This window comes from Sphingomonas sp. C3-2 (genome assembly GCF_033025475.1).
Lineage (GTDB): Bacteria > Pseudomonadota > Alphaproteobacteria > Sphingomonadales > Sphingomonadaceae > Sphingobium_A.
The window spans coordinates 1570213-1591033 of the sequence record NZ_CP130322.1 but is presented as its reverse complement, the minus strand read 5'-3'; the positions used below and the strand labels follow the sequence as shown (position 1 = coordinate 1591033).

23 protein-coding genes and 2 tRNA genes are annotated in these 20821 nt (G+C 66.1%); 10 read left to right on the top strand and 15 right to left on the bottom strand.

Going from position 1 to position 20821, the window contains the following annotated elements; all coding sequences use genetic code 11:
* Window positions 1-8 precede the first annotated feature (8 nt).
* Together QYC26_RS07770 and QYC26_RS07765 are read left to right on the top strand one after the other, a co-directional pair.
* The gene (locus QYC26_RS07770; protein WP_317514817.1) at window positions 9-197 is read left to right on the top strand and encodes a hypothetical protein; all 189 of its coding nucleotides are present in this window, start codon (window positions 9-11) and stop codon (window positions 195-197) included.
* A gap of 33 nt (window positions 198-230) precedes the next feature.
* Window positions 231-803 carry a hypothetical protein gene (locus tag QYC26_RS07765; RefSeq protein WP_317514816.1) on the top strand — a complete coding sequence of 191 codons (573 nt, stop codon included), beginning with the start codon at window positions 231-233 and terminating at the stop codon, window positions 801-803.
* A gap of 10 nt (window positions 804-813) precedes the next feature.
* Here QYC26_RS07765 and QYC26_RS07760 read toward each other — a convergent pair whose 3' ends face one another.
* A complete protein-coding gene (locus QYC26_RS07760) occupies window positions 814-1797 on the bottom strand; it encodes a cation diffusion facilitator family transporter (RefSeq protein ID WP_317514815.1) in 984 nt (327 codons plus the stop codon).
* A gap of 91 nt (window positions 1798-1888) precedes the next feature.
* Here QYC26_RS07760 and gmk point away from each other — a divergent pair, with 91 nt between their 5' ends.
* The 3 genes from gmk (at window position 1889) to QYC26_RS07745 (ending at window position 3430) form a co-directional block, all read left to right on the top strand.
* Window positions 1889-2539, top strand: coding sequence for a guanylate kinase (gmk, locus tag QYC26_RS07755; protein WP_317514814.1), 651 nt, complete (start codon window positions 1889-1891; stop codon window positions 2537-2539).
* Window positions 2540-2643: 104 nt separating this feature from the next.
* Window positions 2644-3204, top strand: coding sequence for a hypothetical protein (locus QYC26_RS07750; protein ID WP_317514813.1), 561 nt, complete (start codon window positions 2644-2646; stop codon window positions 3202-3204).
* 4 nt (window positions 3205-3208) lie between these two features.
* Window positions 3209-3430: a hypothetical protein gene (locus QYC26_RS07745; protein ID WP_317514812.1), complete on the top strand. Its 222-nt coding sequence runs from the start codon at window positions 3209-3211 to the stop codon at window positions 3428-3430.
* A 37-nt stretch (window positions 3431-3467) separates the two neighbouring features.
* On the opposite strand, the gene QYC26_RS07740 is transcribed toward QYC26_RS07745, so the two are convergent.
* Both QYC26_RS07740 and cueR read right to left on the bottom strand, forming a co-directional pair.
* A complete protein-coding gene (locus QYC26_RS07740) occupies window positions 3468-4241 on the bottom strand; it encodes an NUDIX domain-containing protein (protein WP_317514811.1) in 774 nt (257 codons plus the stop codon).
* Window positions 4242-4284: 43 nt separating this feature from the next.
* Complete coding sequence (cueR, locus tag QYC26_RS07735) at window positions 4285-4686, bottom strand: Cu(I)-responsive transcriptional regulator (protein WP_317514810.1); 402 nt, start codon at window positions 4684-4686, stop codon at window positions 4285-4287.
* A 57-nt stretch (window positions 4687-4743) separates the two neighbouring features.
* Between cueR and QYC26_RS07730 the strand changes: the two genes are divergently transcribed.
* A complete protein-coding gene (locus QYC26_RS07730; protein WP_317514809.1) occupies window positions 4744-5301 on the top strand; it encodes a hypothetical protein in 558 nt (185 codons plus the stop codon).
* Here QYC26_RS07730 and QYC26_RS07725 read toward each other — a convergent pair.
* The 4 genes from QYC26_RS07725 to QYC26_RS07710 form a co-directional block, all read right to left on the bottom strand.
* Window positions 5291-7537, bottom strand: a complete 2247-nt coding sequence (locus tag QYC26_RS07725; protein WP_317514808.1) for a CHASE2 domain-containing protein — start codon at window positions 7535-7537, stop codon at window positions 5291-5293. The two genes, QYC26_RS07730 and QYC26_RS07725, sit on opposite strands and share 11 nt — an antisense overlap.
* Window positions 7534-8862 carry a FecR domain-containing protein gene (locus QYC26_RS07720; protein WP_317514807.1) on the bottom strand — a complete coding sequence of 443 codons (1329 nt, stop codon included), beginning with the start codon at window positions 8860-8862 and terminating at the stop codon, window positions 7534-7536. The genes QYC26_RS07725 and QYC26_RS07720 overlap by 4 nt, the downstream gene beginning before the upstream one ends.
* On the bottom strand, window positions 8846-9532 hold the full coding sequence (locus QYC26_RS07715) for a response regulator transcription factor (RefSeq protein ID WP_317514806.1): 687 nt from the start codon (window positions 9530-9532) through the stop codon (window positions 8846-8848). The genes QYC26_RS07720 and QYC26_RS07715 overlap by 17 nt, the downstream gene beginning before the upstream one ends.
* Window positions 9533-9664: 132 nt before the next feature.
* A tRNA-Ala gene (locus tag QYC26_RS07710) sits at window positions 9665-9740 on the bottom strand.
* Between the two features lie 166 nt (window positions 9741-9906).
* Here QYC26_RS07710 and QYC26_RS07705 point away from each other — a divergent pair.
* Window positions 9907-10908: an NADP-dependent oxidoreductase gene (locus QYC26_RS07705; protein WP_317514805.1), complete on the top strand. Its 1002-nt coding sequence runs from the start codon at window positions 9907-9909 to the stop codon at window positions 10906-10908.
* Window positions 10909-11003: 95 nt separating this feature from the next.
* On the opposite strand, the gene QYC26_RS07700 is transcribed toward QYC26_RS07705, so the two are convergent.
* The 7 genes from QYC26_RS07700 to QYC26_RS07670 form a co-directional block, all read right to left on the bottom strand.
* Window positions 11004-11079: transfer RNA gene (locus tag QYC26_RS07700), tRNA-Phe, on the bottom strand.
* A 36-nt stretch (window positions 11080-11115) separates the two neighbouring features.
* Window positions 11116-11325, bottom strand: a complete 210-nt coding sequence (locus tag QYC26_RS07695) for a DNA gyrase inhibitor YacG (RefSeq protein WP_317514804.1) — start codon at window positions 11323-11325, stop codon at window positions 11116-11118.
* Window positions 11303-12304, bottom strand: coding sequence for a ribonuclease (locus tag QYC26_RS07690; protein ID WP_317514803.1), 1002 nt, complete (start codon window positions 12302-12304; stop codon window positions 11303-11305). Before QYC26_RS07690 ends, QYC26_RS07695 begins: the two co-directional genes overlap by 23 nt.
* Complete coding sequence (locus QYC26_RS07685; protein WP_317515025.1) at window positions 12297-12887, bottom strand: Maf family protein; 591 nt, start codon at window positions 12885-12887, stop codon at window positions 12297-12299. Before QYC26_RS07685 ends, QYC26_RS07690 begins: the two co-directional genes overlap by 8 nt.
* A gap of 48 nt (window positions 12888-12935) precedes the next feature.
* Window positions 12936-13154 carry a translation initiation factor IF-1 gene (gene infA, locus QYC26_RS07680; RefSeq protein WP_003049127.1) on the bottom strand — a complete coding sequence of 73 codons (219 nt, stop codon included), beginning with the start codon at window positions 13152-13154 and terminating at the stop codon, window positions 12936-12938.
* Between the two features lie 73 nt (window positions 13155-13227).
* Entirely contained in the window at window positions 13228-13782 is a 555-nt protein-coding gene (locus QYC26_RS07675; protein WP_317514802.1) for a hypothetical protein, read from the bottom strand.
* Window positions 13779-14603: an ATP-binding protein gene (locus tag QYC26_RS07670; protein ID WP_317514801.1), complete on the bottom strand. Its 825-nt coding sequence runs from the start codon at window positions 14601-14603 to the stop codon at window positions 13779-13781. Before QYC26_RS07670 ends, QYC26_RS07675 begins: the two co-directional genes overlap by 4 nt.
* A 105-nt stretch (window positions 14604-14708) precedes the next feature.
* Here QYC26_RS07670 and QYC26_RS07665 point away from each other — a divergent pair, with 105 nt between their 5' ends.
* Entirely contained in the window at window positions 14709-15653 is a 945-nt protein-coding gene (locus QYC26_RS07665) for an aldo/keto reductase (protein WP_317515024.1), read from the top strand.
* Here the strand turns inward: QYC26_RS07665 and QYC26_RS07660 are convergent, their stop codons facing one another.
* Complete coding sequence (locus QYC26_RS07660) at window positions 15654-17045, bottom strand: short-chain fatty acyl-CoA regulator family protein (RefSeq protein WP_317514800.1); 1392 nt, start codon at window positions 17043-17045, stop codon at window positions 15654-15656.
* 186 nt (window positions 17046-17231) lie between these two features.
* Between QYC26_RS07660 and QYC26_RS07655 the strand changes: the two genes are divergently transcribed.
* Both QYC26_RS07655 and QYC26_RS07650 read left to right on the top strand, forming a co-directional pair.
* On the top strand, window positions 17232-18833 hold the full coding sequence (locus QYC26_RS07655; RefSeq protein WP_317514799.1) for an isocitrate lyase: 1602 nt from the start codon (window positions 17232-17234) through the stop codon (window positions 18831-18833).
* Between the two features lie 194 nt (window positions 18834-19027).
* Window positions 19028-20809 (top strand): hypothetical protein, encoded by a 1782-nt coding sequence (locus tag QYC26_RS07650; protein WP_317514798.1) that lies wholly within the window; start codon window positions 19028-19030, stop codon window positions 20807-20809.
* Window positions 20810-20821: the final 12 nt, after the last annotated feature.

Below are 20821 nucleotides of genomic sequence, written 5' to 3'. Positions count from 1 at the left end.
AGACGAAGATGATTGGCAAGGTGATCGGTGCGCTGGTGGGAAGCGAAATCAGCCGGCGCGGTGGCCGCGGCGGCGTGCGCGGCGCGGTCTTGGGTGCGGCGGCCGTGGGCGGCCTGCGCCGACTGGGGCCGCTGGGCGTGGTTCTGGGCGGTGCCTATGTCGCCAAGAAGATGATCGATCGCCGTCGCCAGAGCTGACGCGCCTGACCTTTTTGGACGGAGGAGAAGCGGATGAACCGTGCGGCCCTGATATTGGTAGCGCCCCTTGGCCTTGGCCTCACGCTGGCCGGGTGCGGCGACAAGAGCGCCAAGGACGCCAATATGGCGGCGGCGGACAATGCCGTGACGCCTGTGGATAACGCGGCGGCCACCGGCGCGCCGCCGGCGGCTGGCAACGGTGCCGCGCCCGCGACCGGGCCGGTCGATGTGAGCAGCTGGCAGGGGCTGGAAACGGCGGTCGGGCGCTATCCGGCCGATATCAAGCTGTATGAAGCAAGCGTGCTGACCGCGCCGCTAAAGGCGCTGTTGGGCGATGAATATGACGATTTCCTTGAAAATATGGGCGTTTCGGGCCCGCTGTCGAAGGAAGGTGTGCTGTTTGCCACGGGCAACAAGCCGCATGAGGGCGGATCGGATGCCGCGTTCATCCTGATCGATCCGGCGACGCAGAAGCTGGAAGTGGGCATCTGGGACGACGGCAAGTTCAAATCCTATGCCAGCCCCGGTGCGCTGATGAACCGGCCCAAGGATGTGAAGACGATGATCGGCAATATGCGCGACGCGGCGAAGACGCCGGGCGCCTGATCCTGATCCTCTAGATACAGCCCGCTGCTTCCATCCGGCAGGGGCTGCCGTCCCCGGTTTCGACCTGGATGGTGCTGTGCCGGATCCCGAAATTGCGGGACAGCCGCGTGGCGATATCGTCGAGAAACGCATCGCCCGGATGCCCGCCGGGGACGAGGATATGCGCGGTGAGCGCTGCCTCGGTGGTGCTCATCGCCCAGATATGCAGATCGTGGACACGGGTGACGCCGGGGGTATCGAGCAGTTCCTGCTCGACCCGGTCAGGATCGATCTGCGCGGGCACGCCGGCGAGCGACAGCGCGACCGAATCGTTCAGCAGTCCCCAGGTGCCCCAGAAGATGACGGCGGCGATGACGAGGCTGATCGCCGGATCGATCCACTGCGCGCCAGTATACAGGATCGCGATTCCGGCGAGCACGACGCCCGCCGAGACACCCGCATCGGCGGCCATGTGAAGATAGGCGCCGCGAATGTTGAGATCGCTGTGGCGCCCCTTCAGGAAAAGGAGCGCGGTGCCCGCGTTGATGGCGATGCCGGCGGCCGCCACCCAGATGACGGTGGCGCCGGCAACCGGGTGGGGATTGCCGAAACGCTGGATCGCCTCGAGCGCGATCGCGCCGATCGCGACGAGCAGGAAGAGCGCGTTGAGCATCGCGGCGAGGATCGTCGATCCGCGCAGCCCATAGGTGAAGCGTTTGGACGCGGGGCGTTTCGCAAGCGTTGCCCCCGTCCAGGCGACGATGAGGCCGAGCACATCGGACAGATTGTGCCCCGCATCGGCGAGCAGCGCCATCGAGCCGGTCCAGAACCCGGCCGCCGCCTCGATCACGACGAACAGCGCGTTGAGCGTGATCGCGATGGCGAAGGCGGTGCCGAAGCTGGTGGGGGCATGCGAGTGGCCGTGACCATGGCTATGCGCATGATCATGGCCGTGGTCCGCATGATCGTGATCGTCATGCGCAGGGTCGTGAACATGGGGCCGATCCGATGCCATGCCGGCAGCGTAACCGAGAGGCGCCGTGATATGCTAGCCCATCGGTGGCGCGGGCGATTGACGGCGCGACGATGACACGGCACTAGCGGCCATGGCCGACAAGAACCCATCCGATCCCCATGGCTTCAAGCGCCGTGGCGTGCTTTTCGTTCTTTCCTCGCCCTCGGGCGCGGGCAAATCCACCATCGCGCGCAAGCTGCTGGCGTCGGATGACGGGCTGTCGATGTCGGTTTCGGCGACGACGCGTCCTATCCGCCCCGGCGAGCAGGACGGGGTCGATTATCATTTCGTCGATCTCGAGAAGTTTCGCGAAATGGCGACGAACCATGAATTCCTCGAATGGGCGCATGTGTTCGACAACCGCTATGGCACGCCGCGCGCGCCGGTTGAGGAAATGCTGAGCGCGGGCCGCGACGTGCTGTTCGATATCGACTGGCAGGGCGCGCAGCAGCTGTACCAGCTGGCGGGCGGCGACGTGGTGCGCGTGTTCATCCTGCCGCCCTCGATGGTCGAGCTGGAACGCCGCCTGCGCGGCCGCGGCACCGACAGCGACGAGGTGATCGATCGCCGCATGGCACGCGCCGCCGGCGAAATCGCGCACTGGGACAGCTATGACTATGTTCTGGTGAACGACGATGCCGAGCAGTGCTTCGAAAAGGTGCGCACGATCCTGCAGGCCGAACGGCTGAAGCGCAGCCGCCAGACCGGGCTCATTGGTTTCATCCGCAAGCTGCAGAGCTGATCCCGGCGGGCGGCCGGCAAGCCACCGTGTCGCCCATCTCTCCTTTTGCTTGCAAAAGCATAGCCCGTGCTTAGGCTTCGATCCCGAAGAACAGGGAGGGATCGATGCCCAAAATGCTGCTCGGGGCGATTGCCGCCGCCGTCGCCATGTTCATCACCGGCTTCATCTTCTACGCAACACCGCTCTACATGATCGCGCATGGCAGTATCGACGCCGTGCAGAGCGCCAATATCCAGGCCGCGCTGGCGCGCGATCTGGCGCAGACCGGCACCTATGTCATCCCCGATCCGGGCACGGCGCAGGGCACCGTGCTGTACGGCAAGGGCCCGGTGGCGATGGTCCATTATAATCTGAGCGGTTTTCCCGTGTCGGACATGGGGGCGATCGTCCAAGGTTTCATCCATGAGCTGATCGTGGCGCTGATCCTCGGCTTTGCGCTTTTGGGGATCTCCGCGCGCGTCGCCGATTTCGGATCGCGCGCCCGGCTGGTCGTGCTGTTTTCGGTGGCGGCCGCCGCGCTCATCCATCTGGGCGAGCCGATCTGGATGCATGTCGACTGGGCGCATGCCATTTATGTCTTTATTGCCGATACGGTCATGCTGGCGGTCGGCGGATTGGTGATCGCGCGCTGGTTCCTGCCCGCCGCCGCGCAACCGAAGGTTTGATTCAATGCTGAATATCGTTTCGCTCGTCATCGGCGCGGTGGCGCTTGTGCTGGCGGTGCTGGCGTTCCTGCCGCTTCTGGGCTGGGCCAACTGGTTCATCATCCCGCTGGCGGTGGTGGGGCTGGCGCTGGGCGTGGTGTCCGATCGCGACGCCGGCCGCAACCTCAACATCGTCGTGATCGTGGTGGGCGTGCTCCGCCTGATGATCGGCGGCGGGATTTTCTGACCCGGAGCGGCCCAGCGGGGCCGCTCACCTTGTTGGATCAGCTGCGCCGGACTTCGGCGAGCGACTGGTGGGTTACCGGGTAACCGGCATCGTCGGGGATGCACAGGCTGGGTTCGCCGCCACGTTCTTCCACCCAGGGGGTGATGAGGCGCACGGGAAAGGCACCGGCATGGCGGCGCGCGTCATCGAAATCGTCGAACAGCGCGAGCCTTTCGAGATTGCGGCGGGTGGGGAAGATGACATGCGCTTCGCCGCGATCGGCCATGGCGATGGCTTCGGCCGCGCTGGCCCAGAACAGCCGCGTATTTTCGGTTTCGTCGACGCTGGCTTCGGGGCTGCCATCGGCCAGCCGGGCGATGTAGAAGCGCGTGTCGAAATTGCGGACTTCGCGGAAATTGGGGCACCAGCGCGCGAACGGCACCAGCGCGTCGAGATCGAGGCGATAGCCGCCGCGCCGCAGAATGACCGCAAAGGCGGTGCCGGTGTGGAGCGCGGCGCGCATCGCATCGAGCGCATCGGCATCCGGCGCGGGGAACACGCCGGGGGCAAGCCCGCTTTCCTCGATCGTCTCGCGAATGGCGGCGACACGTGCGGCGCGGTCGTCATCCTCGTCGCTGGCGCCGTCGCAGAGTTCGGGATCGGCGGCGATCAGGTGATCGTCGGGATCGATGCGGCCGCCCGGAAAGACCAGCGCGCCCGCCGCAAAGGCCATCTGCCCGGCCCGTTCGACGACGAGCAGTTCGGGCGGCCCTTCGGGGCGTTCGCGAAAGATGACGAGGGTGGCGGCGGGGATTGGTACGGGCAGAGTCATTGCACCCACGCTAGCCGCATGGCGGGGGGCTGGGAAGAGCGGTTCAGGCGGGCGGTGCGTTTTCGGCGAGGCGCGCAAGGATCGGGCAATCGGGCCGGTCATTGCCCTGACAGCGATTGGCCAAGTCTATCAGCGTGTCGCGCATCGCGGCCAGCGCCTCGGCCTTGCGTTGCAGTTCTTCGGCGCGGGTGAGCGCGAGTTTCTTTACCTCGGCGCTGGAGCGCGCGGAATCGGACCAGAGATCGAGCAGCGCGCGAATTTCCTCGATCGGGAAGCCGAGATCGCGGGCATTGGCGATGAAACGCAACCGGTGGATATCGGTGGGGGAATAGTCGCGGTAGCCGGACGCGCGCCGGGGCGCGGCGTCGATCAGGCCAATGCCCTCATAATGGCGGATCATGCGCTGTGAAACGCCGCTGGCCTTGGATGCGTCTCCGATCTTCATGACATATGCCTTTTTGCGGTTTGCCCGCAAACTATCACATCATGTGAGGCTGGGCAGGTGCAAAATCAGGCCGTGCCGGTGGAATGGGTGGATCGCACTGCGGGATCGGGATATGCGGAGCAGATGAAAACGATCCTGTCCGTATGTGCAGCAACGATGCTGGCCGGCTGTGCCGCAACGCCCGCGCTGAAGCTGCACGAAAGCGGCACCCGCCCGGCGGCGGCCGGTATCGCGCTGGGCAAGCAGGGGCCCGAAACGGGGGGAGAGGCGTCTGCCGCCATTCTCGCGGGGCTGGCGACGGCCGGTTACGCGCCGAGCGATGCGCCCGCCTATCTTGTGCAGTTTTCCGACAGCGCGCGCGCCGCGAAGACCGGCCTGTTCCTGCCCGACCTGCCTGCCGGGGCGGATGGGGACTATGCGTGGCTGGATGCGCCCGCCAAGGGCGGCAAGCGCAACCTGCGCCGGATCGTGATCAGCTTTAGCGATATGACAACCGGCCGCGAACTTTACCGCCTGAGCGGGACCGAGCGGGTGAAGCCGGATCGGCCGGCGGGCGACGATCCGCTGCTGCCCGGAATGATCGCGCTGCTGAAGGGCGACGCGGCTACGCAATAAGCGGCAGATAGAAGGTGAAGGTCGTTCCCTCACCGGGGGCGCTGTCGACCTCGATCCGGCCGCTATGGCGGGTGATGACGGTGTGGACGAAGCTCAATCCCAGCCCGACGCCGTCCATTTCGCGGTCCACGCCCATCGGCGCACGGAAATAGGGTTCGAAGATATTCTTGATATGCTCGGGCGCAAGGCCGGGGCCCTGATCGGCGATCGCGCAGGTGGCATAGAGCTGCCCGCCGGGATCGCGGTGCTGGCCGAGCGTGCAGATAATCTGGGTGTTCGGCGCGCTGAATTTCACCGCGTTGCCGATGACATTGATGATCGCGCGGGTGAGCAGCGAGCGTTCGCCGCGAATATAGTGCGCGGTTCCGGCGCCCAGCGTCTCGATCGCGATATGCTTGGCGGTGAGTTGCGGCCAGAGATCGTCGATCGCGTCGAGCACGACATCGCCGATGTTGATCTCCTCCAGCGCATAAGCCAGCGTTTCGGCGCGCGCGAGCTGGACGAACCCGTCCGCCAACCCCAGCGTGCGCTGGGCATAATGACGGATGCGGTCCGCGATTTCGGGGTCGATCTGATCAATGTTCGCAACCTCGAGCACCGCGAGGATCGAGGCCTGGGGCGAGCGCATGTCATGGGTGAGGAGCTGGAGAATATCCTCGCGCTGGCGGCTGGCGGCCTTGGCGTCGCTGATATCGAGCAGGCGGATCACCCAGCCGGCAAAGGCATTGCCGGCATCGGTCTGCGGCGCGAAACGGATGTCGAAGAAGCGCCCGCCAGCGCCCGAGGCTTCGCGCGGGGCAGGGTTGGCATCGCCCATGGCGGGCAGGATCAACGGCCCGCCATCGCTAGGGGTGAGGCGGGCGAGCAGCGGGCCGATCGTCTCGCACATCGCGGCCGGGAGGGCGAGATCCTCGAGCAGGCGGACGGCGGCGTCGTTCTGCAGCACCACCCGGCCGGCCGGATCGACGACGAAGATCGCATCGGGCAATTGATCGAGCCGCTCGGCGATGAAACGCAGCATCTGCCGCGCCTGATCGATCGCCGCGCCGAGCCTTTCGCTCGTCGAGTCGGCCACGGCAGGGCCGGGCATGGGGGCGGTGGGACCGAGCGGGAGCCGCCATTGCACGTCGCGCAGCCGGTAAAGCTCGGCATGCATGAAGCTTTCGGTCGCCGCGAGCTGGCGCCAGTTCCACAAGGGATAGACGAAGAGCAGCCCGAGCAGCGCGGCCATGGGAGGCAACCAGAGCCGGAAGGCGAAAAGCCCGATCGCCGAGACGGCGAGCACGACGAGCACCAGCAGCGCCAGCGCCGCTGCGCCCATTCGCGAGGGGGCGCGACGCAGCACGATCATGAGCAGCCAGAGCGGGATCAGCGCCAGCGCAAGCACCGACCCGATACCGGCGCTATGGGCGAGCGTGCCGCCCAGCAGCCCGTCGAGCAGATTGGCCTGAATCTCGACGCCCGACATGACACCGTGGAGCGGAACGGGATATCGATCCCCCAGCCCATCGGCAGTGACCCCGACAAGGATGACCTTGCCGCGCAGCAATTCGGGCGGGACGCTGCCGTTGAGCACGGCTGTCGCCGATATTTCGGGCCAGCGCCCGGCGCTGCGGGTGAAGGGGATGAGCGCCGCATCCGTCTGGCTGGGTGGGGTGAGATCGGGCCGGGCGGTCCGCCCCACCAGCGCCATGAGATGGGGCGCCCCCTCAAAGGCGGGGACCGCGCTGCGCACCAGCCCATCGCGGTCGAAGTGCAGGTTCACATGGCCAACCCCCGCCGCGCCTTGCGCAACGGGCGCGATCGGCGGGATGCGGACAAGGTTGGTGCCGGGATCGCCGGACGCCGCAAAGGTGAGCGGGACATAGACATTGCCCGCGCGCGCCATCGCCTGCCCCAGTAGCGCGTCGTCGTTCGCTGGGCCGGGTTCGGTGAACAATATGTCATAGCCGATGGCGCGGGGCCGGGCGGCGCTCAGCCGGTCGATCAGCGCCGCGTGAACGCTACGCGGCCATGGCCAGCGGCCGATCTGGCGCAGGCTCTTCTCGTCGATCGTGACGAGCAATATGTCGGCCTCGGGCTTGTCGGTGCGGAGCTGGAGCAACCGGTCATAGACAAGATTGTCGAAACGCTCGGCGGTGCGGTCTGCCACCAGCGCACCGACGAACAGGCTCGCCAGGATCAGCAGCCCCCACCATTCCCATGCCAGACGTCGGTGCGGGCTGTTCGGCTTCATTTGCCCGTCGCGACGCGCAGCTGTTCCATCGGCGACCATTTCTCATAGGTCTTTCCGTCGATGCGTTCGAGCGTCATGACGCGCCAATAATAGGTGCCGCTGGGCAGATCGGTGAGGATGAACGACGCGGTCGTCAGGCCCGGCTCGTCAACCAGCAGCGCGGTTCCCGCCTCGTCGCTCGCCAGTTGGAAACGATATTGCGGCGTCTGCGCATCGGGGGTGAACCAGCGGAACAGATATTGGCGATATTTTCCGGCCTGCCCGGCCTCCATGCTCGTCGAGATCCGGTTGAGCCGGCGTTCGAAGCTGTAGGTGGCGGGCATGCCTTCGAGCCCATGGCCATCGATCGCCGAAAGCCGGACGAAATAGATGCCGTTGGGCAGGCTGGGCAATGTTGCGCCGGTGCCGTCCTGCTCGGCTTCGTCGATCACGTCGAGAAAGCCGGCATCGCGCGCGATCTGAAAGCGCATGCGCGCAGCGCCGGCCAGCGGCTCGGCGACAAAGGAGAGGATTTCCTCATCCTGCACCTTTTCGGCGGCCTTGAGCGTGGGGGTGGGGAGCAGCGCGACGGGCGCGGCCAGGCCATTGGCCGACCCGAAGCCTGTCGTCAGCGCATGGGTGCCCGCGCCCTTTTCCTCGAAATCGACCGCCCCCTCGACAACCTCGCTCGTCGCGCGGCCTTCGGCTGGTGCGAAGCTGACGCTGAAGCGCGTGCCGCGCACCGCCGACGAGGCGATGGGGGTGGAAATGCGGAAATCGCTGAACGGGTCCGCCATCGGCGTGACATTGGCGCGAACGCGGCCGTTTTCGACCGCGAAGCTGCGCTCGACGCTGTTCGCCAGCAAGGTGCGGCGCAGCGTTGCCACGCGCACCGAGGTTTGCGACGGCAGCGACACGGTGGAGGCGTCGGGCAGCCGCAGCGTGACGAAGGAACGCGGCCCGGTGCGGATGACATCGGCCTCCTGCACCTTCATGCCCGCGGCGGCGGGGCGCTGGCGATCGGCGGGGCCGACGAGCACCGAACCGCTGAAATTCTGGACGATCGCGGGGATCGGTTCGCGGCGCAGCACCGAACGCGGGATGACGAGCGTCGAACCGATCGCCAGCCGATACGGGTTGGCGACGCGGTTGAGACGCTGGACCACGCGGTAATCGCCGGGCTGGCGGAAATAACGCTCGGCCAGCGTATAGAGATTGTCGCCCTTTTCGACGCGGTAGGTGATCGTGTCGCCCGGCTTGGCCGGGGCGGCGACAGCAGGGCTTGCACCCGCCAGCAGCACCGCCGCGCAGGCTGCGGCGCGCAAGCCCTCAGACCAGCGTTTCAAGACGATATCCATAGGCATAAATGGGCAGCAGCTTGAATCCGTTGCCGGGGCGCAGGTTCAGCTTCACGCGCACATTGGAAATATGCGTGTCGAGCGTGCGTGTCGGCAGATCGGGGTTCCGGCCCCAGAGCGCCTCGAAGATATAAGAGCGCGAAAGCGCGCGGTGGATATTGCGAAAGAGCAGCAGCGCGAGCGCGAATTCCTTGGCCGTGAGGCTGACCGGCTGGCCCGCAATCTCGACGGTTTCGGTGCGCGCATCGAACAGATAGTCGCCGAACTTTTCGGTCCCGTCGGTGGGCGGTGCCGGATAGGCGCGGCGCGCGATCGCCTCGACCCGGGCGAGCAGCACTGCGGGCGTGACCGGTTTGACGACATAATCATCGGCGCCCTGCGACAGCCCGGCGACGATATCCTCTTCGGCCGAGCGGCTGGTGAGCATCAGTGCGGGGGGCGGGCTGTCCATATTCTCGCGCGCCCATTGCAGCACCGCGAGCCCCGACATTTCGGGAACATTCCAGTCCAGGATAAGAATATCATAGGTTTCGCGGCGCAGCGCCTGCACCAGCTTGCGGCCATCGGCGAACAGGTCGCAACCATGGCCGGCATCGCTCAATGCCTTTTCTACGTAGCTGGCAAGTGCCAGATCGTCTTCGAGTATCGCTATACGCATTGTGTCTGTCCGCCTGGGCCCGCTTTCGGGCTCTATTCCGCTTTAGCATCAATTGCCGCGAAAGCGAGTTGATGGCGTGATTTTGACAATGTTTTGCGGGGCGACGCGCGGCGGTGCGTTTGGCGAGGGGGCTGGTGGAGCTGAGGGGAATCGAACCCCTGACCTCTGCAGTGCGATTGCAGCGCTCTCCCATCTGAGCTACAGCCCCGCCCCATCGCGCCCTATGGGCACGCGCGCAGTTTTATCCTTCCAGCGCCCGTGTTGCAACGGTTTCCGGACGGTCAGTGCCGCGATTTGCACCAGATTGGTTTCGGGTTAAAACCCTTTTTCCGGAGTCGCCGATATGCGGCCCGAGGAACAAGGGAGAGAGGTTCATGGCCCGTGCCTGGCACCTGAAGTCGCGCCCCGTCGCAATGCCCGGTCCCGAAAATTTCGAGCTGAAGGAATTGCCCGACGTGCCGCTGGCGCAGGGGCAGTTCCGCGTGCGCAACGCATGGCTTTCGGTCGACCCCTATATGCGCGGGCGGATGAGCGATGTGAAAAGCTATGTCCCGCCCTTTGCGATCGACGCGCCGATGCAGGGCGGTGCGGTCGGCACCGTGATCGACAGCGCCAATGGCGATTTCCCGGTCGGCGCGCAGGTGCTGCACATGGCGGGCTGGCGCGACGAGGCGGTTGTCGGCCCCGAGCTGATGCCGCAAAAGCTGCCCGAGATCGGCGTTCCGCTGCATCATTGGCTCGGCAATCTCGGGCTCACCGGGGCGACCGCCTATTTCGGGCTGCTGAAGGTGGCCGAGGCGCGCGAGGGCGATGTCGTGTTCGTATCGGCTGCTGCCGGGGCGGTCGGGTCGGCGGTCGTCCAGATCGCGCGCAACAAGGGCATGACGGTGATCGGATCGGCGGGCGGGCCCGAGAAATGCGCGTGGGTGCGTGAATTGGGGGCGGCGGCCTGCATCGATTACAAGGCGGGCCCGGTGCTGCCGCAACTGGCGGAAGCCGCCAAGGCGCACGGCAAGGGCGGGATCGACGTCTATTTCGACAATGTCGGCGGCGAGCATCTGGACGCCGCCTGCGCGCTGGCGCGCGACTTTGCGCGCTTTGCGATGTGCGGGATGATCGACGTCTATAACGACGGCAAGCCGCAGGAGATGCGCTACCTGATTCGGCTGGTATCGGCGCGAATCCGGATGCAGGGTTTCATCTTCACCGATTACCTCGCGCATATGGGCGAGTTTCAGGCCGATATGGGCGAATGGGTGCGCGCCGGACGGATGCAATCGCGCGAAACGATCCATGACGGGCTGGAATCGATGCCCGACGCGTTTCTGGGGCTGTTTCGGGGCGCAAATACCGGAAAGATGCTCGTGCGCCTCTGAGCGGGCTTTTGGGCCATGCGCCGTGCCCCGATGGGTACGGCGCAAGCCTGTACGATCGGTTCGGGACCGATCTTTGCATCATCGATTTAAGGGGATGGTGCCCAAGGGCGGATTCGAACCACCGACACTGCGATTTTCAGTCGCATGCTCTACCAACTGAGCTACTTGGGCATGTTCCGTCGTGCGGAGCCGCGCCTATAGAGGGGGTTAGTCGTCCCTGTCTAGCCCGTTCATGTCGTTTTTTTCAAAAGTTGTTTCGACGGAGGGGCCGGGGATCCGATATCCCTCGCCAAGCCATTGCAAAAGATCGCGGTCGCGGCAGCCACGGCTGCAGAACGGCTTGTGCTCGGCAATGCTTGCCTGCCCGCATACGGGGCAGCCGCCGCGCTTCTTCTTAGGGGTGTTCGCTACTGACATGCCCCGCCGATATGGCGAGGCCGGGCGCGGCGCGCAAGGACACAGACGCACCGATGCGCCGTGCGAGCTCGGCAACCCATTCGGGATGTGATTCGATCACCGCGATCACGGATGCGGCGGCGCTGAGCGTGCGGGCCCCGTGGCCGGGCGCGCGTTCGGCCTGGCGCAGGAGGCTGAGCGCGGCCGCCAGCACGGGATCGCCCTGCAGCAATTCGGGAAGGGCGGCATGGGTGCGGCGGCGCACCAGTTGCAGAAAGCCGAAGCCGTTGACGGCGGTGCGCTCAAAGGGCTGGGGCACCTCGGCATCGAGCGCGGTGGCGGCGGCCTGGCGTTCGGCCTTGCCGCCGATGGTTGGCAGATCGATGCCGATCGAGCCCGCCAGCCCGAAACGCCGGATCGCCCGCCCGGCGGCGCGTGCACCGGCAATGGCGAGCTGTTCGGGGGCTAGCGTGCCATCGACATCGAAAAGCGCCATGGCGGGCGTGAGCGAGAGGCGCAGTCCGCCCCCGGCGAAAGCGATCTCGCCAAGCTGGGCTTCCTCGAGCAATTCGCCCCAGCCCGCGCGTTCGAGCAGGTCGGGATCATAGGGGAGGAGTTCGCGCACCGGATGGCCGCTGCCAGCAAGGCGTTCGCGCAGCGCCGGGCCGGGCGTGGGGACGGCGTCGGCCGCGGCGGGGCGCGCCTTGGCGAGTTTGGCGCGGCCGGACTCGGGGATGAGGCCGCGCAGGATTTCGACGAGGAGTTCGCGCCCTTCGGACAATTTGGGCGGAAGCGGTTCTAGCAGGATTTCCTCGCCATCCGCGAGCGTGGCGATGCCGCGCCGGGCGGGGATGAGGATTCGGGTCAGCCGCGCGAGCGCGATGGTGCCCGCGCGCACGCTGGCCCCGGTGCGTTCGATATGCGCTTCGACAATGCTGTCATCGACGACGAGGGCGGCGCGGTCTTCGCCGATCCCCCGTTCGTAAAGCCACTCAGCCAAGGCGCTGCCCGGCGGCGGCCAGCAGCGCGCGGGTTTCGAAGAGCGGCAGGCCGACAACGCCCGAATGGCTGCCCGCAAGGTGGCGGACAAGCGCTTCGGCATGGCCCTGAATGGCGTAGCCGCCCGCCTTGCCGTGCCATTCGTTGCTGGCGATATACTCGTCGATCTCGTGCGCGGTGAGGCGCTTGAAGATGACGCTCGTATCCGAAAGCCGCGCGCGCGCGGTGCCCGCAGCGTCGATCACGCAGACGGCCGACAGCACATGGTGCCGGCGGCCGGACAGCAGCGAAAGGCACTGGCGCGCCTCGTCCACGCTTTCCGCCTTGGGCAGGATGCGGCGGCCGACGGCGACGACGGTGTCCGCCGCGAGGATGCATGCACCCTTGTGCCGCGCGTGCACGGCGGCGGCCTTTTCGGCGGCCATGCGGCGCGCATAATCGGCGGGGCGTTCGGCCGGGCGCGGCGTTTCATCGATATCGGCCGGGTCGACCCGATCGGGCACGACGCCGATACGCGCGAGCAAGTCCAGCCGGCGCGGGCTAGCCGATGCCAGGATGAACGGTGCCGCGCTGGCAGCTTCGATGGTCTGGCCGGTGGCGCCGGAGGAGATTCCGGTGGGCACAAGCGCAGCTTATTTGAAGCGGTAGGTAATCCGACCCTTGGTCAGATCATAGGGGGTCAGTTCGACGAGCACTTCGTCGCCCACCAGAACGCGGATGCGATTCTTGCGCATCTTGCCGGCGGTGTGGCCCAGGATTTCGTGATCATTTTCGAGACGGACGCGGAACATGGCGTTGGGGAGAAGCTCCACAACCTGACCGCGCATTTCGAGAAGTTCTTCTTTTGCCATGTAGTCTCTTGATGCTGGATGCTGAAAAATCGCGTCGCCTTAGCGCCAAAACGCCAAAATTGGAAGCGAGGGCTCAGCCGATCGGGCGCGCGAGATCAAAAGCGACGCGAAAATCGCGATTATGCCGCTTCAGTTCATATAGAAATGTCTTTTCCGGATGCAATTCCAGCGCCCAGACATTGGTGCGCGAGACGGTGGCATTCTGCGCGGTGAAGAGCGCCTTGGTCTCCGCATCGGCCGGGAATTGCTGGCGCGTCGCGCTGCCGGCGCCATCGGCGGTGCCGCCATAACGCGACAGGCTGTCTTCGCTGCCATCGGCGTGGCGGTGATCATGCTTGAGGCTGAGCCCCTTGGGGGTAAGCCGGACGATCCAGGTGCGGCTGTGATCGGCGCCGACCGAAAAGGGAATGCGGATTTCGTCCGCGGTGCAACGCGCCACCCGCATGACGAGCGGCTGATCGTCGAACGCGGCGTCCTGCGGATCGGCGCTGATCCGCTTTCCGGCAAAGCTCTGGCCGCACAGCGCGGTAAGATTGGCGAAGAAGGCCTGTTCGGGCGTGGGCGCGGCTCCTTGTGCGGGGGCGGCGCAGGGGAGCGCGATCAGCGCGGCGGCGAACAGGCGCTTCATCCGATGCGCTTTCCGACGCGGCCGGCGAGTTCGACCGCATAATGCCAGGCGACGCGGCCCGAACGCCCGCCGCGCTGGGTGGACCAGAGCAGCGCATCGGCCGGATCGAAGGGCAGATCGTTCAGCCGTGCATAGGTTTCGACCATCGCGAGATAGCTATCCTGATCGCAATTGTGGAAGCCGAGGCTGAGCCCGAAACGATCCGACAGCGCCATCCGATCGTCGATCACGTCGCGCGGATTGATCGCATTTTGCTGCTCGTCCATCCCGCGCGGCACGATGTGGCGGCGGTTGGAGGTGACGTGAAGCCGGGCATTGGCGGGGCGCGCCTCGGCACCGCCTTCGAGCAGCGAGCGCAGGAGGCGGGCTTCCTTGCCGTTATCGTCGAAGCCGAGATCGTCGATGAAGAGCGCAAAGGCGCGGGGCGTGCGCGCGATCTGCGCGAACAGCGCGGGGAGGTCGGCAAGATGATCGCCCGCCACCTCGACCAGCGCGATATCGGCCCCCTCGGCCTGAAGCGTGCCGACCACGCTTTTGACGAGCGCCGACTTGCCCATGCCGCGCGCGCCCCAGAGCAGCACGTCGTGCGCCGAATGGCCGGAGGCGAGGCGGCGCGCATTGGCGAGCACGGCGGCCTTTTGCTCATCGATCCCGGTCAGGATATCGATGGGGAGCGGGGCAAAGGTGCGCGTTGCCTGCACCGTGCCGTCGCGCCATACATAGGCGGGATACGCCTCGACATCAGAGGGTTGGCGCGGCGGCGGCGAAAGCCGTTCCAGCGCTTCGGCGATACGGGACAGGGCGTCGGGTGATGCGGTCATGCGCGCCTCGATAGGAAAGGCGGCGCGGCCGGGCAAGCATTATTGGTATTTGATTTCAATAATCGCATAAATATTGGTTGAATATTACGGATTGGAGAGGGTGTGATGCGCGAACTGGGCAAGACCGGGCTGAAGACGCCGCCGCTGGTGCTGGGCGGCAATGTGTTCGGGTGGAATGTCGATGAAGCGACGAGCTTTGCCATTCTCGACCGGTTCGTCGCGGCGGGCGGGACGATGATCGATACCGCCGATTCCTATTCGGCCTGGGTTCCGGGGCATCAGGGCGGCGAATCGGAACGGGTGATCGGCGCGTGGCTGGCCCGGCGCGGGCGGCGCGACGATGTGCTGATCGCGACCAAGGTGGGGATGCTGCCCGGTGCGGGCGGCGAGGGGCTGAAGCCCGCGCGGATCGCGGCGGCGGTGGACGAATCGCTCAGGCGGCTGGGGACCGACTATATCGACCTTTATTACGCGCACCGCGACGATCCCGCGACACCGATCGAGGCGGTGATGGAGGTGTTTGGCGGGCTGGTAAACGCGGGCAAGGTGCGCGTGCTGGGTGCATCCAATTTTTCCGCCGAGCGGCTGGGCGAGGCGCTGGCGGTGAGCGCGCACGAGGCGCTGCCGGCATATGGCGTGCTGCAGCCCGAATATAATCTGATGAGCCGCGACAGCTATGAGGGTGCGCTGCAGGATCTGTGCGTGCGCCATGCGATTGGCGTGCTGCCTTATTACGGGCTGGCATCGGGCTTCCTGACCGGGAAATATCGCAGCGAGGGCGATTTCGCCGGGCGGATGCGCGGCCAGCACGCCGCCACCTATTTCAACGATCGCGGGCGCGCGGTGCTGGCGGTGATGGATGCGATCGCCGCCGAAACGGGCGCGACGCTGGCGCAGATCGCGCTGGCCTGGGCGGCGGCGCAGCCGGGCGTGACCGCGCCGATCGCGAGCGCGACCTCGACCGCGCAGCTGGACGAGCTGCTGGGTGTGCTCGACCTGACGCTGAGCGCCGATCAGTGCGCGCGGCTGGACGCGGCGTCGCGCGGCTGATCAGTCGCCGGCGAAGTTGAAGGGCGAGAGCCCCCGTTCGCGTTCGTTGATGAGGAGCGCGCGGCCCGTGGGCGGCGCCGAGCGCTGCGGGCAATCGGCACGCATGCACCGGCGGCAGCCAAGCCCGATCGGAACCGCCTCACCCGACAGGTCGATCCCGCGCGCGGCGGCGAGCCGCCCGGCGAGCGCTGCGTCGAGCCCGAGCCCGATCGAGAATTCGGCATTCACCCCGCCAAACAGGTGGCGCTGCGGCTGGACGGTGCGGGCCAGCGTGAACCAGCGCGTGCCGTCTTCGAGCGCGACGAGCTGGCGCACCAGCTGGCCCGGCCGGTCAAAGGCATGGTGCAGGCCCCAGAGCGGGCAGCGCCCCTCCGCCTCGACCAGCGGCGCGGCGCTCGCGCCCTCATAGCGCTTGGATGCCTGCCCCGCGCGGTCGATCCGGATCATGAAGAAAGGGAGCCCGCGCGCGCCGACGCGCTGGAGCGTGGTGAGCCGGTGCGCGACCTGTTCGAACCCGGCGTTGAAACGCCGTTGCAGCAGCTCGACATCATAGCCCGTCGCCTCGCATGCGCGCAGGAAACGCGCATAGGGCATCATCAGCGCGGCGGCGAAATAGCTGAGCAGATGGCGACGATAAAGGCGCTCGGCGATCCGATCGGTAAAGCCCGCGCCGCGCACCAGCGCATCGACCTCGGCGCGCGCCTCGTTCTGGGCGAGCTGATAGCCCGCGGCAAAGGTGCGCGAGGCAGGATCGAGCATTTCGGAAAGCTGGAGCTGGCGCGCATGGAGATCGAGCCGGCGAAGCCGATCGGGCATCACGTCGAAGGGGAGGATGCGGATCGAGAGCTGGTGGCGCGTGCGCAGCCGATCGGCGATCGCGCCGTAGAGATCGCCCGCGCCGAGGCGCAGTTCGTCGGCCAGCGTTTCGGCCTGCGCGTCGAGATCGGCGAAATGGTTGCGCCAGCGCGCGATCTCGCGCCGGACGGTGGTAAGGCTGTCGGCCTCAGCGCCGCTCTCGGCGGCGGGGCCGGCCGTGTGCAGCCGATCAAAGGCGCGGGCAAAGGCCTCGGCGGCGCGCGGGGCGGCGGCGAGCCATTCCTCCACCTCGGTCCGGTCGATCTCGAGATCGGCAAAGAGCGGATCGGCGAGGCGGCGGCGAATGGCCTGCGCGCCGCCGCCGGGTTCATCGGCGGCAAGCGTGCGCGGATCGAAATCGAACTGCTGGGCGAGGCGGAGCAGCAGCGCGGCCGAAAGCGGGCGCTGGTTGCGTTCGATCAGGTTCAGATAGCTGGCGGAGATATCGAGCATCTCGGCCATCGCCATCTGGGTGACGCCGATGCCGCGCCGGAGACGTTTGATCGCATGTCCTGCGAAAAGCTTTTGCTCTGCCATGGCCGGGGATTTTGTCAAAAATCATACAATGTGACAAACGAAAACCGTCATTTCGCGCACGCTGGTACACGAATTTTGAGCGGTATTGCTCGCGAATCGGGCGTTTGGTTGTCAATTTTCTTTCAAGGGCAAGCGGCGCTGTTCGGGCACCACGGCTCAGGCTCACGGCTACGAAAGACGAGGACCATGTCGTACCAGGAAGAAATCACCCAGTTGAACCGGCTCATCGAGTCCAAGGGCGAAGCATGGAACGCGATCGGCGCCGAAGCCGCCGCGCGTATGCGCCTGCAGAACCGTTTCCGCACCGGGCTCGACATCGCGCGCTACACCGCGAAGATCATGCGCCAGGACATGGCCGCCTATGACGCCGATCCTGCCAACTACACCCAGTCGCTCGGCTGCTGGCACGGTTTCATCGCCCAGCAGAAGATGATTTCGATCAAGAAGCATTTCGGCACCACCAAGCGCAAATATCTCTATTTGTCGGGCTGGATGGTCGCGGCGCTGCGCAGCGAATTTGGTCCGCTGCCCGACCAGTCGATGCACGAGAAGACGAGCGTCCCCGCGCTGATCGAGGAACTCTACACCTTCCTGCGTCAGGCGGATTCGCGCGAGCTGAACCTGCTGTTTCGCGAACTGGACGCGGCGCGTGAACAGGGCGATGCGGCCAAGGAAAAGGACGTTCTCGACCGGATCGAGAATTTCGAGACGCATGTCGTCCCGGTCATTGCCGATATCGACGCCGGGTTCGGCAATGCCGAGGCGACCTATCTTCTCGCCAAGAAGATGATCGAGGCGGGCGCCTGCGCGCTGCAGATCGAGAATCAGGTGTCCGACGAAAAGCAGTGCGGCCACCAAGACGGCAAGGTTACCGTGCCGCATGAGGATTTCCTCCAGAAGGTGCGCGCCTGCCGCTATGCCTTCCTTGAACTGGGCATCGAGGACGGGATCATCGTCACCCGCACCGACTCGCTGGGCGCCGGGCTGACCAAGCAGATCGCGGTTTCGAAGACGCCGGGCGATCTGGGCGATCAGTATAACAGCTTCCTCGATTGCGAAGAGATCGACCCGAGCCAGGTTGGCAATGGCGATGTCGTCATCACCCGGAATGGCAAGCTGATGCGCCCCAAGCGGCTGCCGTCGAACCTGTTCCAGTTCCGCCCGGGCACCGGGGAGGATCGCTGCGTGCTCGACAGCATCGCGAGCCTGCAGAACGGCGCGGACCTGCTGTGGATCGAGACCGAAAAGCCGCATATCGAGCAGATTGCGGGGATGATGGACCGCATCCGCGACGTCGTTCCCAATGCCAAGCTGGTCTATAACAACTCGCCCTCGTTCAACTGGACGCTCAATTTCCGCCAGCAGGTGTTCGACGCCTGGGAGAAGGAAGGGCGCGACGTTTCGGCCTATGACCGCACCCGCCTGATGAGCGCGGACTATGACGACAGCGAGCTGTCGGGCGAAGCCGATGAGCGCATCCGCACCTTTCAGCGCGACGCGGCGAAGCGGGCGGGGATCTTCCACCACCTGATCACGCTGCCGACCTATCACACCGCGGCGCTGAGCACGGACAATCTGGCGAAGGAGTATTTCGGCGAGCAGGGCATGCTTGGCTATGTCGCCGGGGTCCAGCGCAAGGAAATCCGCCAGGGGATCGCCTGTGTGAAGCACCAGAACATGTCGGGTTCCGACATTGGCGACGATCACAAGGAATATTTCGCCGGCGAGGCCGCGCTGAAGGCCGGTGGCAAGGACAATACGATGAACCAGTTCAGTCAGGCCGCCTGACCGGATTGCTGGGAACGGGTGCCGGCGGGCTGACCCCCTTGTCCGCCGGCATCCGTACCGAAAGAGTTTCCTGGGGAGGAAAGCGCGCCCGTCGATGGTTCGGCCATCGGCGGGCGAAGTGCTGTCTGCCTACACCTGCGCGGACGATGATGGTATAAACCGGCCTTACCGCCCGTGGTTCGTGGAGATGTGCCATGACGAATGTGGTGAAGCCTGCCTGCCTTGCCCTGGCCGCGACGATGCTGATGGGCATCGCCCCCCAGAGCCGGGGCGCGCCGTCGCCCCAATTGCTCGACCTGCTCGATCCGACGCGCCCGATGCGCCAGTTGTGCGGGGGCGGCAAAAATGCGGGCGCTGCGCTGCGTTTGCGGCTGGCACAGGCGGCGTTCGTTCAGGCCGCGGGCGCGAAGGAGGCGCCTGTCGGGCTGATCCCGGGCCTTGGCAACCATGATTTTCCGGTGACGACGCGCAACGCGGTGGCGCAGCGTTTCTTCGATCAGGGGCTGATGCTGAGTTACGGTTTCAACCATGCCGAGGCGATCCGCGCGTTTCGCGAGGCGCAGCGGCTGGACCCCGATTGCGCGATGTGCTGGTGGGGCGAGGCCTATGCGCACGGGCCCAATATCAATGCGCCGATGGATGAAAAGGCGTTCCAGCCCGCGCTCAGCGCCGCGCGCCGCGCGCTCGCGCTGGCGGGCAAGGCGACGCCGGTCGAACGCAGCCCCATTGAGGCGATCCAGAAACGCTATGCCGAAAAGCCGCCCGCCGACCGTGTCGCGCTGGACCTGGCCTATGCCGACGCGATGCTCGAGGTGGCCAGGCGTTTTCCCGACAATGACGATGTCGCCGTGCTTGCGGCCGAAGCGGTGATGGATACGCGGCCCTGGGATTATTGGGAAAGCGACGGCCGGACGCCCAAGGGCAAGATCGGCGAGGCGGTGGCGCTGGTGGAGAAGGTGGTGCAACGATCCCCCGACCATCCGCAGGGCGCGCACCTGTATATCCACCTGATGGAAAGCACCGCCAATCCGGCGCAGGCCGAGGCGGCGGCCGATCGGCTGGCCACCCCGCTGGTGCCTGCGGCGGGGCACCTCGTTCATATGCCGGGGCATCTTTACTACCGGGTGGGGCGGTACAAGGACGCGATCCGCGTCAATGTGGCGGCGGCGAAGGTGGATGCCGATTATCTGCAGCGCAGCCACGAACAGGGGCTCTACCGCTTCGGCTATTACCCGCATAACGTCCATTTCATCGTCACCTCGGCGCAGATGGCGGGCGATATGGGCACCGCGATCACCGAGGCGCGGCGGCTGGGAACGATCCTCAACACCGATGTGACCGCCGCGATGCCCTGGGTGCAGCCGGTGGATGCCGCGCCCTATCTGGCCTTTGCTCAATTTGCCGAGCCGGCCGCGATCCTGAAGATGCCGCCGCCCGACAAGCGCCTGCCCTATGTGACCGCGATGTGGCATTATGCGCGCGCTGTGGCCTATGCCCAGCAGCGCAACGATGCCGGCAACCGTGCAGAGATCGACGCGATCGCGAAGATCCGCACGACCACCGATTTCAAGCCGATGACCGACCAGCTTGTCCCCGCGCCCGATCTGTTGCGGCTGGCCGAAGCGGTGGCGCAGGGGCGCCTGGCCTATGCGCATGGGCGCTATGCCGAGGCGGCGAAGCTCTACCGCGCGGCGGCGACGATCGAATCCGGCGTGCGCTATATGGAGCCGCCCTTCTGGTATTATCCGGTCAGCCAGTCGCTGGGCGCGGCGCTCTATGAGGCGAAGGATTATGCCGGGGCGCGGCAGGCCTTTCTCGATGCGCTGGCGCAGGCGCCCAATAATGGCTGGGCCCTGTACGGGCTGGCGATGACGCAAAGGGCGATGGGCGACGGCGTTGCCGCGGCGGCGAGCGAGGCTGCGCTCGACAAGGCATGGCTCGGCAAGCGCGCCTGGCTGAAGATGAATCGTTTGTAACAGCCCGGCGGC

What these genes read in the sequence shown, in the direction of transcription:
- QYC26_RS07695 (WP_317514804.1), bottom strand. Translation starts at nt 11,325, where the DNA reads ATGTCAGTAGCGAACACCCCTAAGAAGAAGCGCGGCGGCTGCCCCGTA.
- QYC26_RS07765 (WP_317514816.1), top strand. Translation starts at nt 231, where the DNA reads ATGAACCGTGCGGCCCTGATATTGGTAGCGCCCCTTGGCCTTGGCCTC.
- QYC26_RS07750 (WP_317514813.1), top strand. Translation starts at nt 2,644, where the DNA reads ATGCCCAAAATGCTGCTCGGGGCGATTGCCGCCGCCGTCGCCATGTTC.
- QYC26_RS07725 (WP_317514808.1), bottom strand. Translation starts at nt 7,537, where the DNA reads ATGAAGCCGAACAGCCCGCACCGACGTCTGGCATGGGAATGGTGGGGG.
- cueR (WP_317514810.1), bottom strand. Translation starts at nt 4,686, where the DNA reads ATGAAGATCGGAGACGCATCCAAGGCCAGCGGCGTTTCACAGCGCATG.
- QYC26_RS07670 (WP_317514801.1), bottom strand. Translation starts at nt 14,603, where the DNA reads ATGACCGCATCACCCGACGCCCTGTCCCGTATCGCCGAAGCGCTGGAA.
- QYC26_RS07675 (WP_317514802.1), bottom strand. Translation starts at nt 13,782, where the DNA reads ATGAAGCGCCTGTTCGCCGCCGCGCTGATCGCGCTCCCCTGCGCCGCC.
- QYC26_RS07705 (WP_317514805.1), top strand. Translation starts at nt 9,907, where the DNA reads ATGGCCCGTGCCTGGCACCTGAAGTCGCGCCCCGTCGCAATGCCCGGT.
- QYC26_RS07740 (WP_317514811.1), bottom strand. Translation starts at nt 4,241, where the DNA reads ATGACTCTGCCCGTACCAATCCCCGCCGCCACCCTCGTCATCTTTCGC.
- gmk (WP_317514814.1), top strand. Translation starts at nt 1,889, where the DNA reads ATGGCCGACAAGAACCCATCCGATCCCCATGGCTTCAAGCGCCGTGGC.
- QYC26_RS07715 (WP_317514806.1), bottom strand. Translation starts at nt 9,532, where the DNA reads ATGCGTATAGCGATACTCGAAGACGATCTGGCACTTGCCAGCTACGTA.
- QYC26_RS07745 (WP_317514812.1), top strand. Translation starts at nt 3,209, where the DNA reads ATGCTGAATATCGTTTCGCTCGTCATCGGCGCGGTGGCGCTTGTGCTG.
- infA (WP_003049127.1), bottom strand. Translation starts at nt 13,154, where the DNA reads ATGGCAAAAGAAGAACTTCTCGAAATGCGCGGTCAGGTTGTGGAGCTT.
- QYC26_RS07770 (WP_317514817.1), top strand. Translation starts at nt 9, where the DNA reads ATGATTGGCAAGGTGATCGGTGCGCTGGTGGGAAGCGAAATCAGCCGG.
- QYC26_RS07660 (WP_317514800.1), bottom strand. Translation starts at nt 17,045, where the DNA reads ATGGCAGAGCAAAAGCTTTTCGCAGGACATGCGATCAAACGTCTCCGG.
- QYC26_RS07655 (WP_317514799.1), top strand. Translation starts at nt 17,232, where the DNA reads ATGTCGTACCAGGAAGAAATCACCCAGTTGAACCGGCTCATCGAGTCC.
- QYC26_RS07760 (WP_317514815.1), bottom strand. Translation starts at nt 1,797, where the DNA reads ATGGCATCGGATCGGCCCCATGTTCACGACCCTGCGCATGACGATCAC.
- QYC26_RS07650 (WP_317514798.1), top strand. Translation starts at nt 19,028, where the DNA reads ATGACGAATGTGGTGAAGCCTGCCTGCCTTGCCCTGGCCGCGACGATG.
- QYC26_RS07665 (WP_317515024.1), top strand. Translation starts at nt 14,709, where the DNA reads ATGCGCGAACTGGGCAAGACCGGGCTGAAGACGCCGCCGCTGGTGCTG.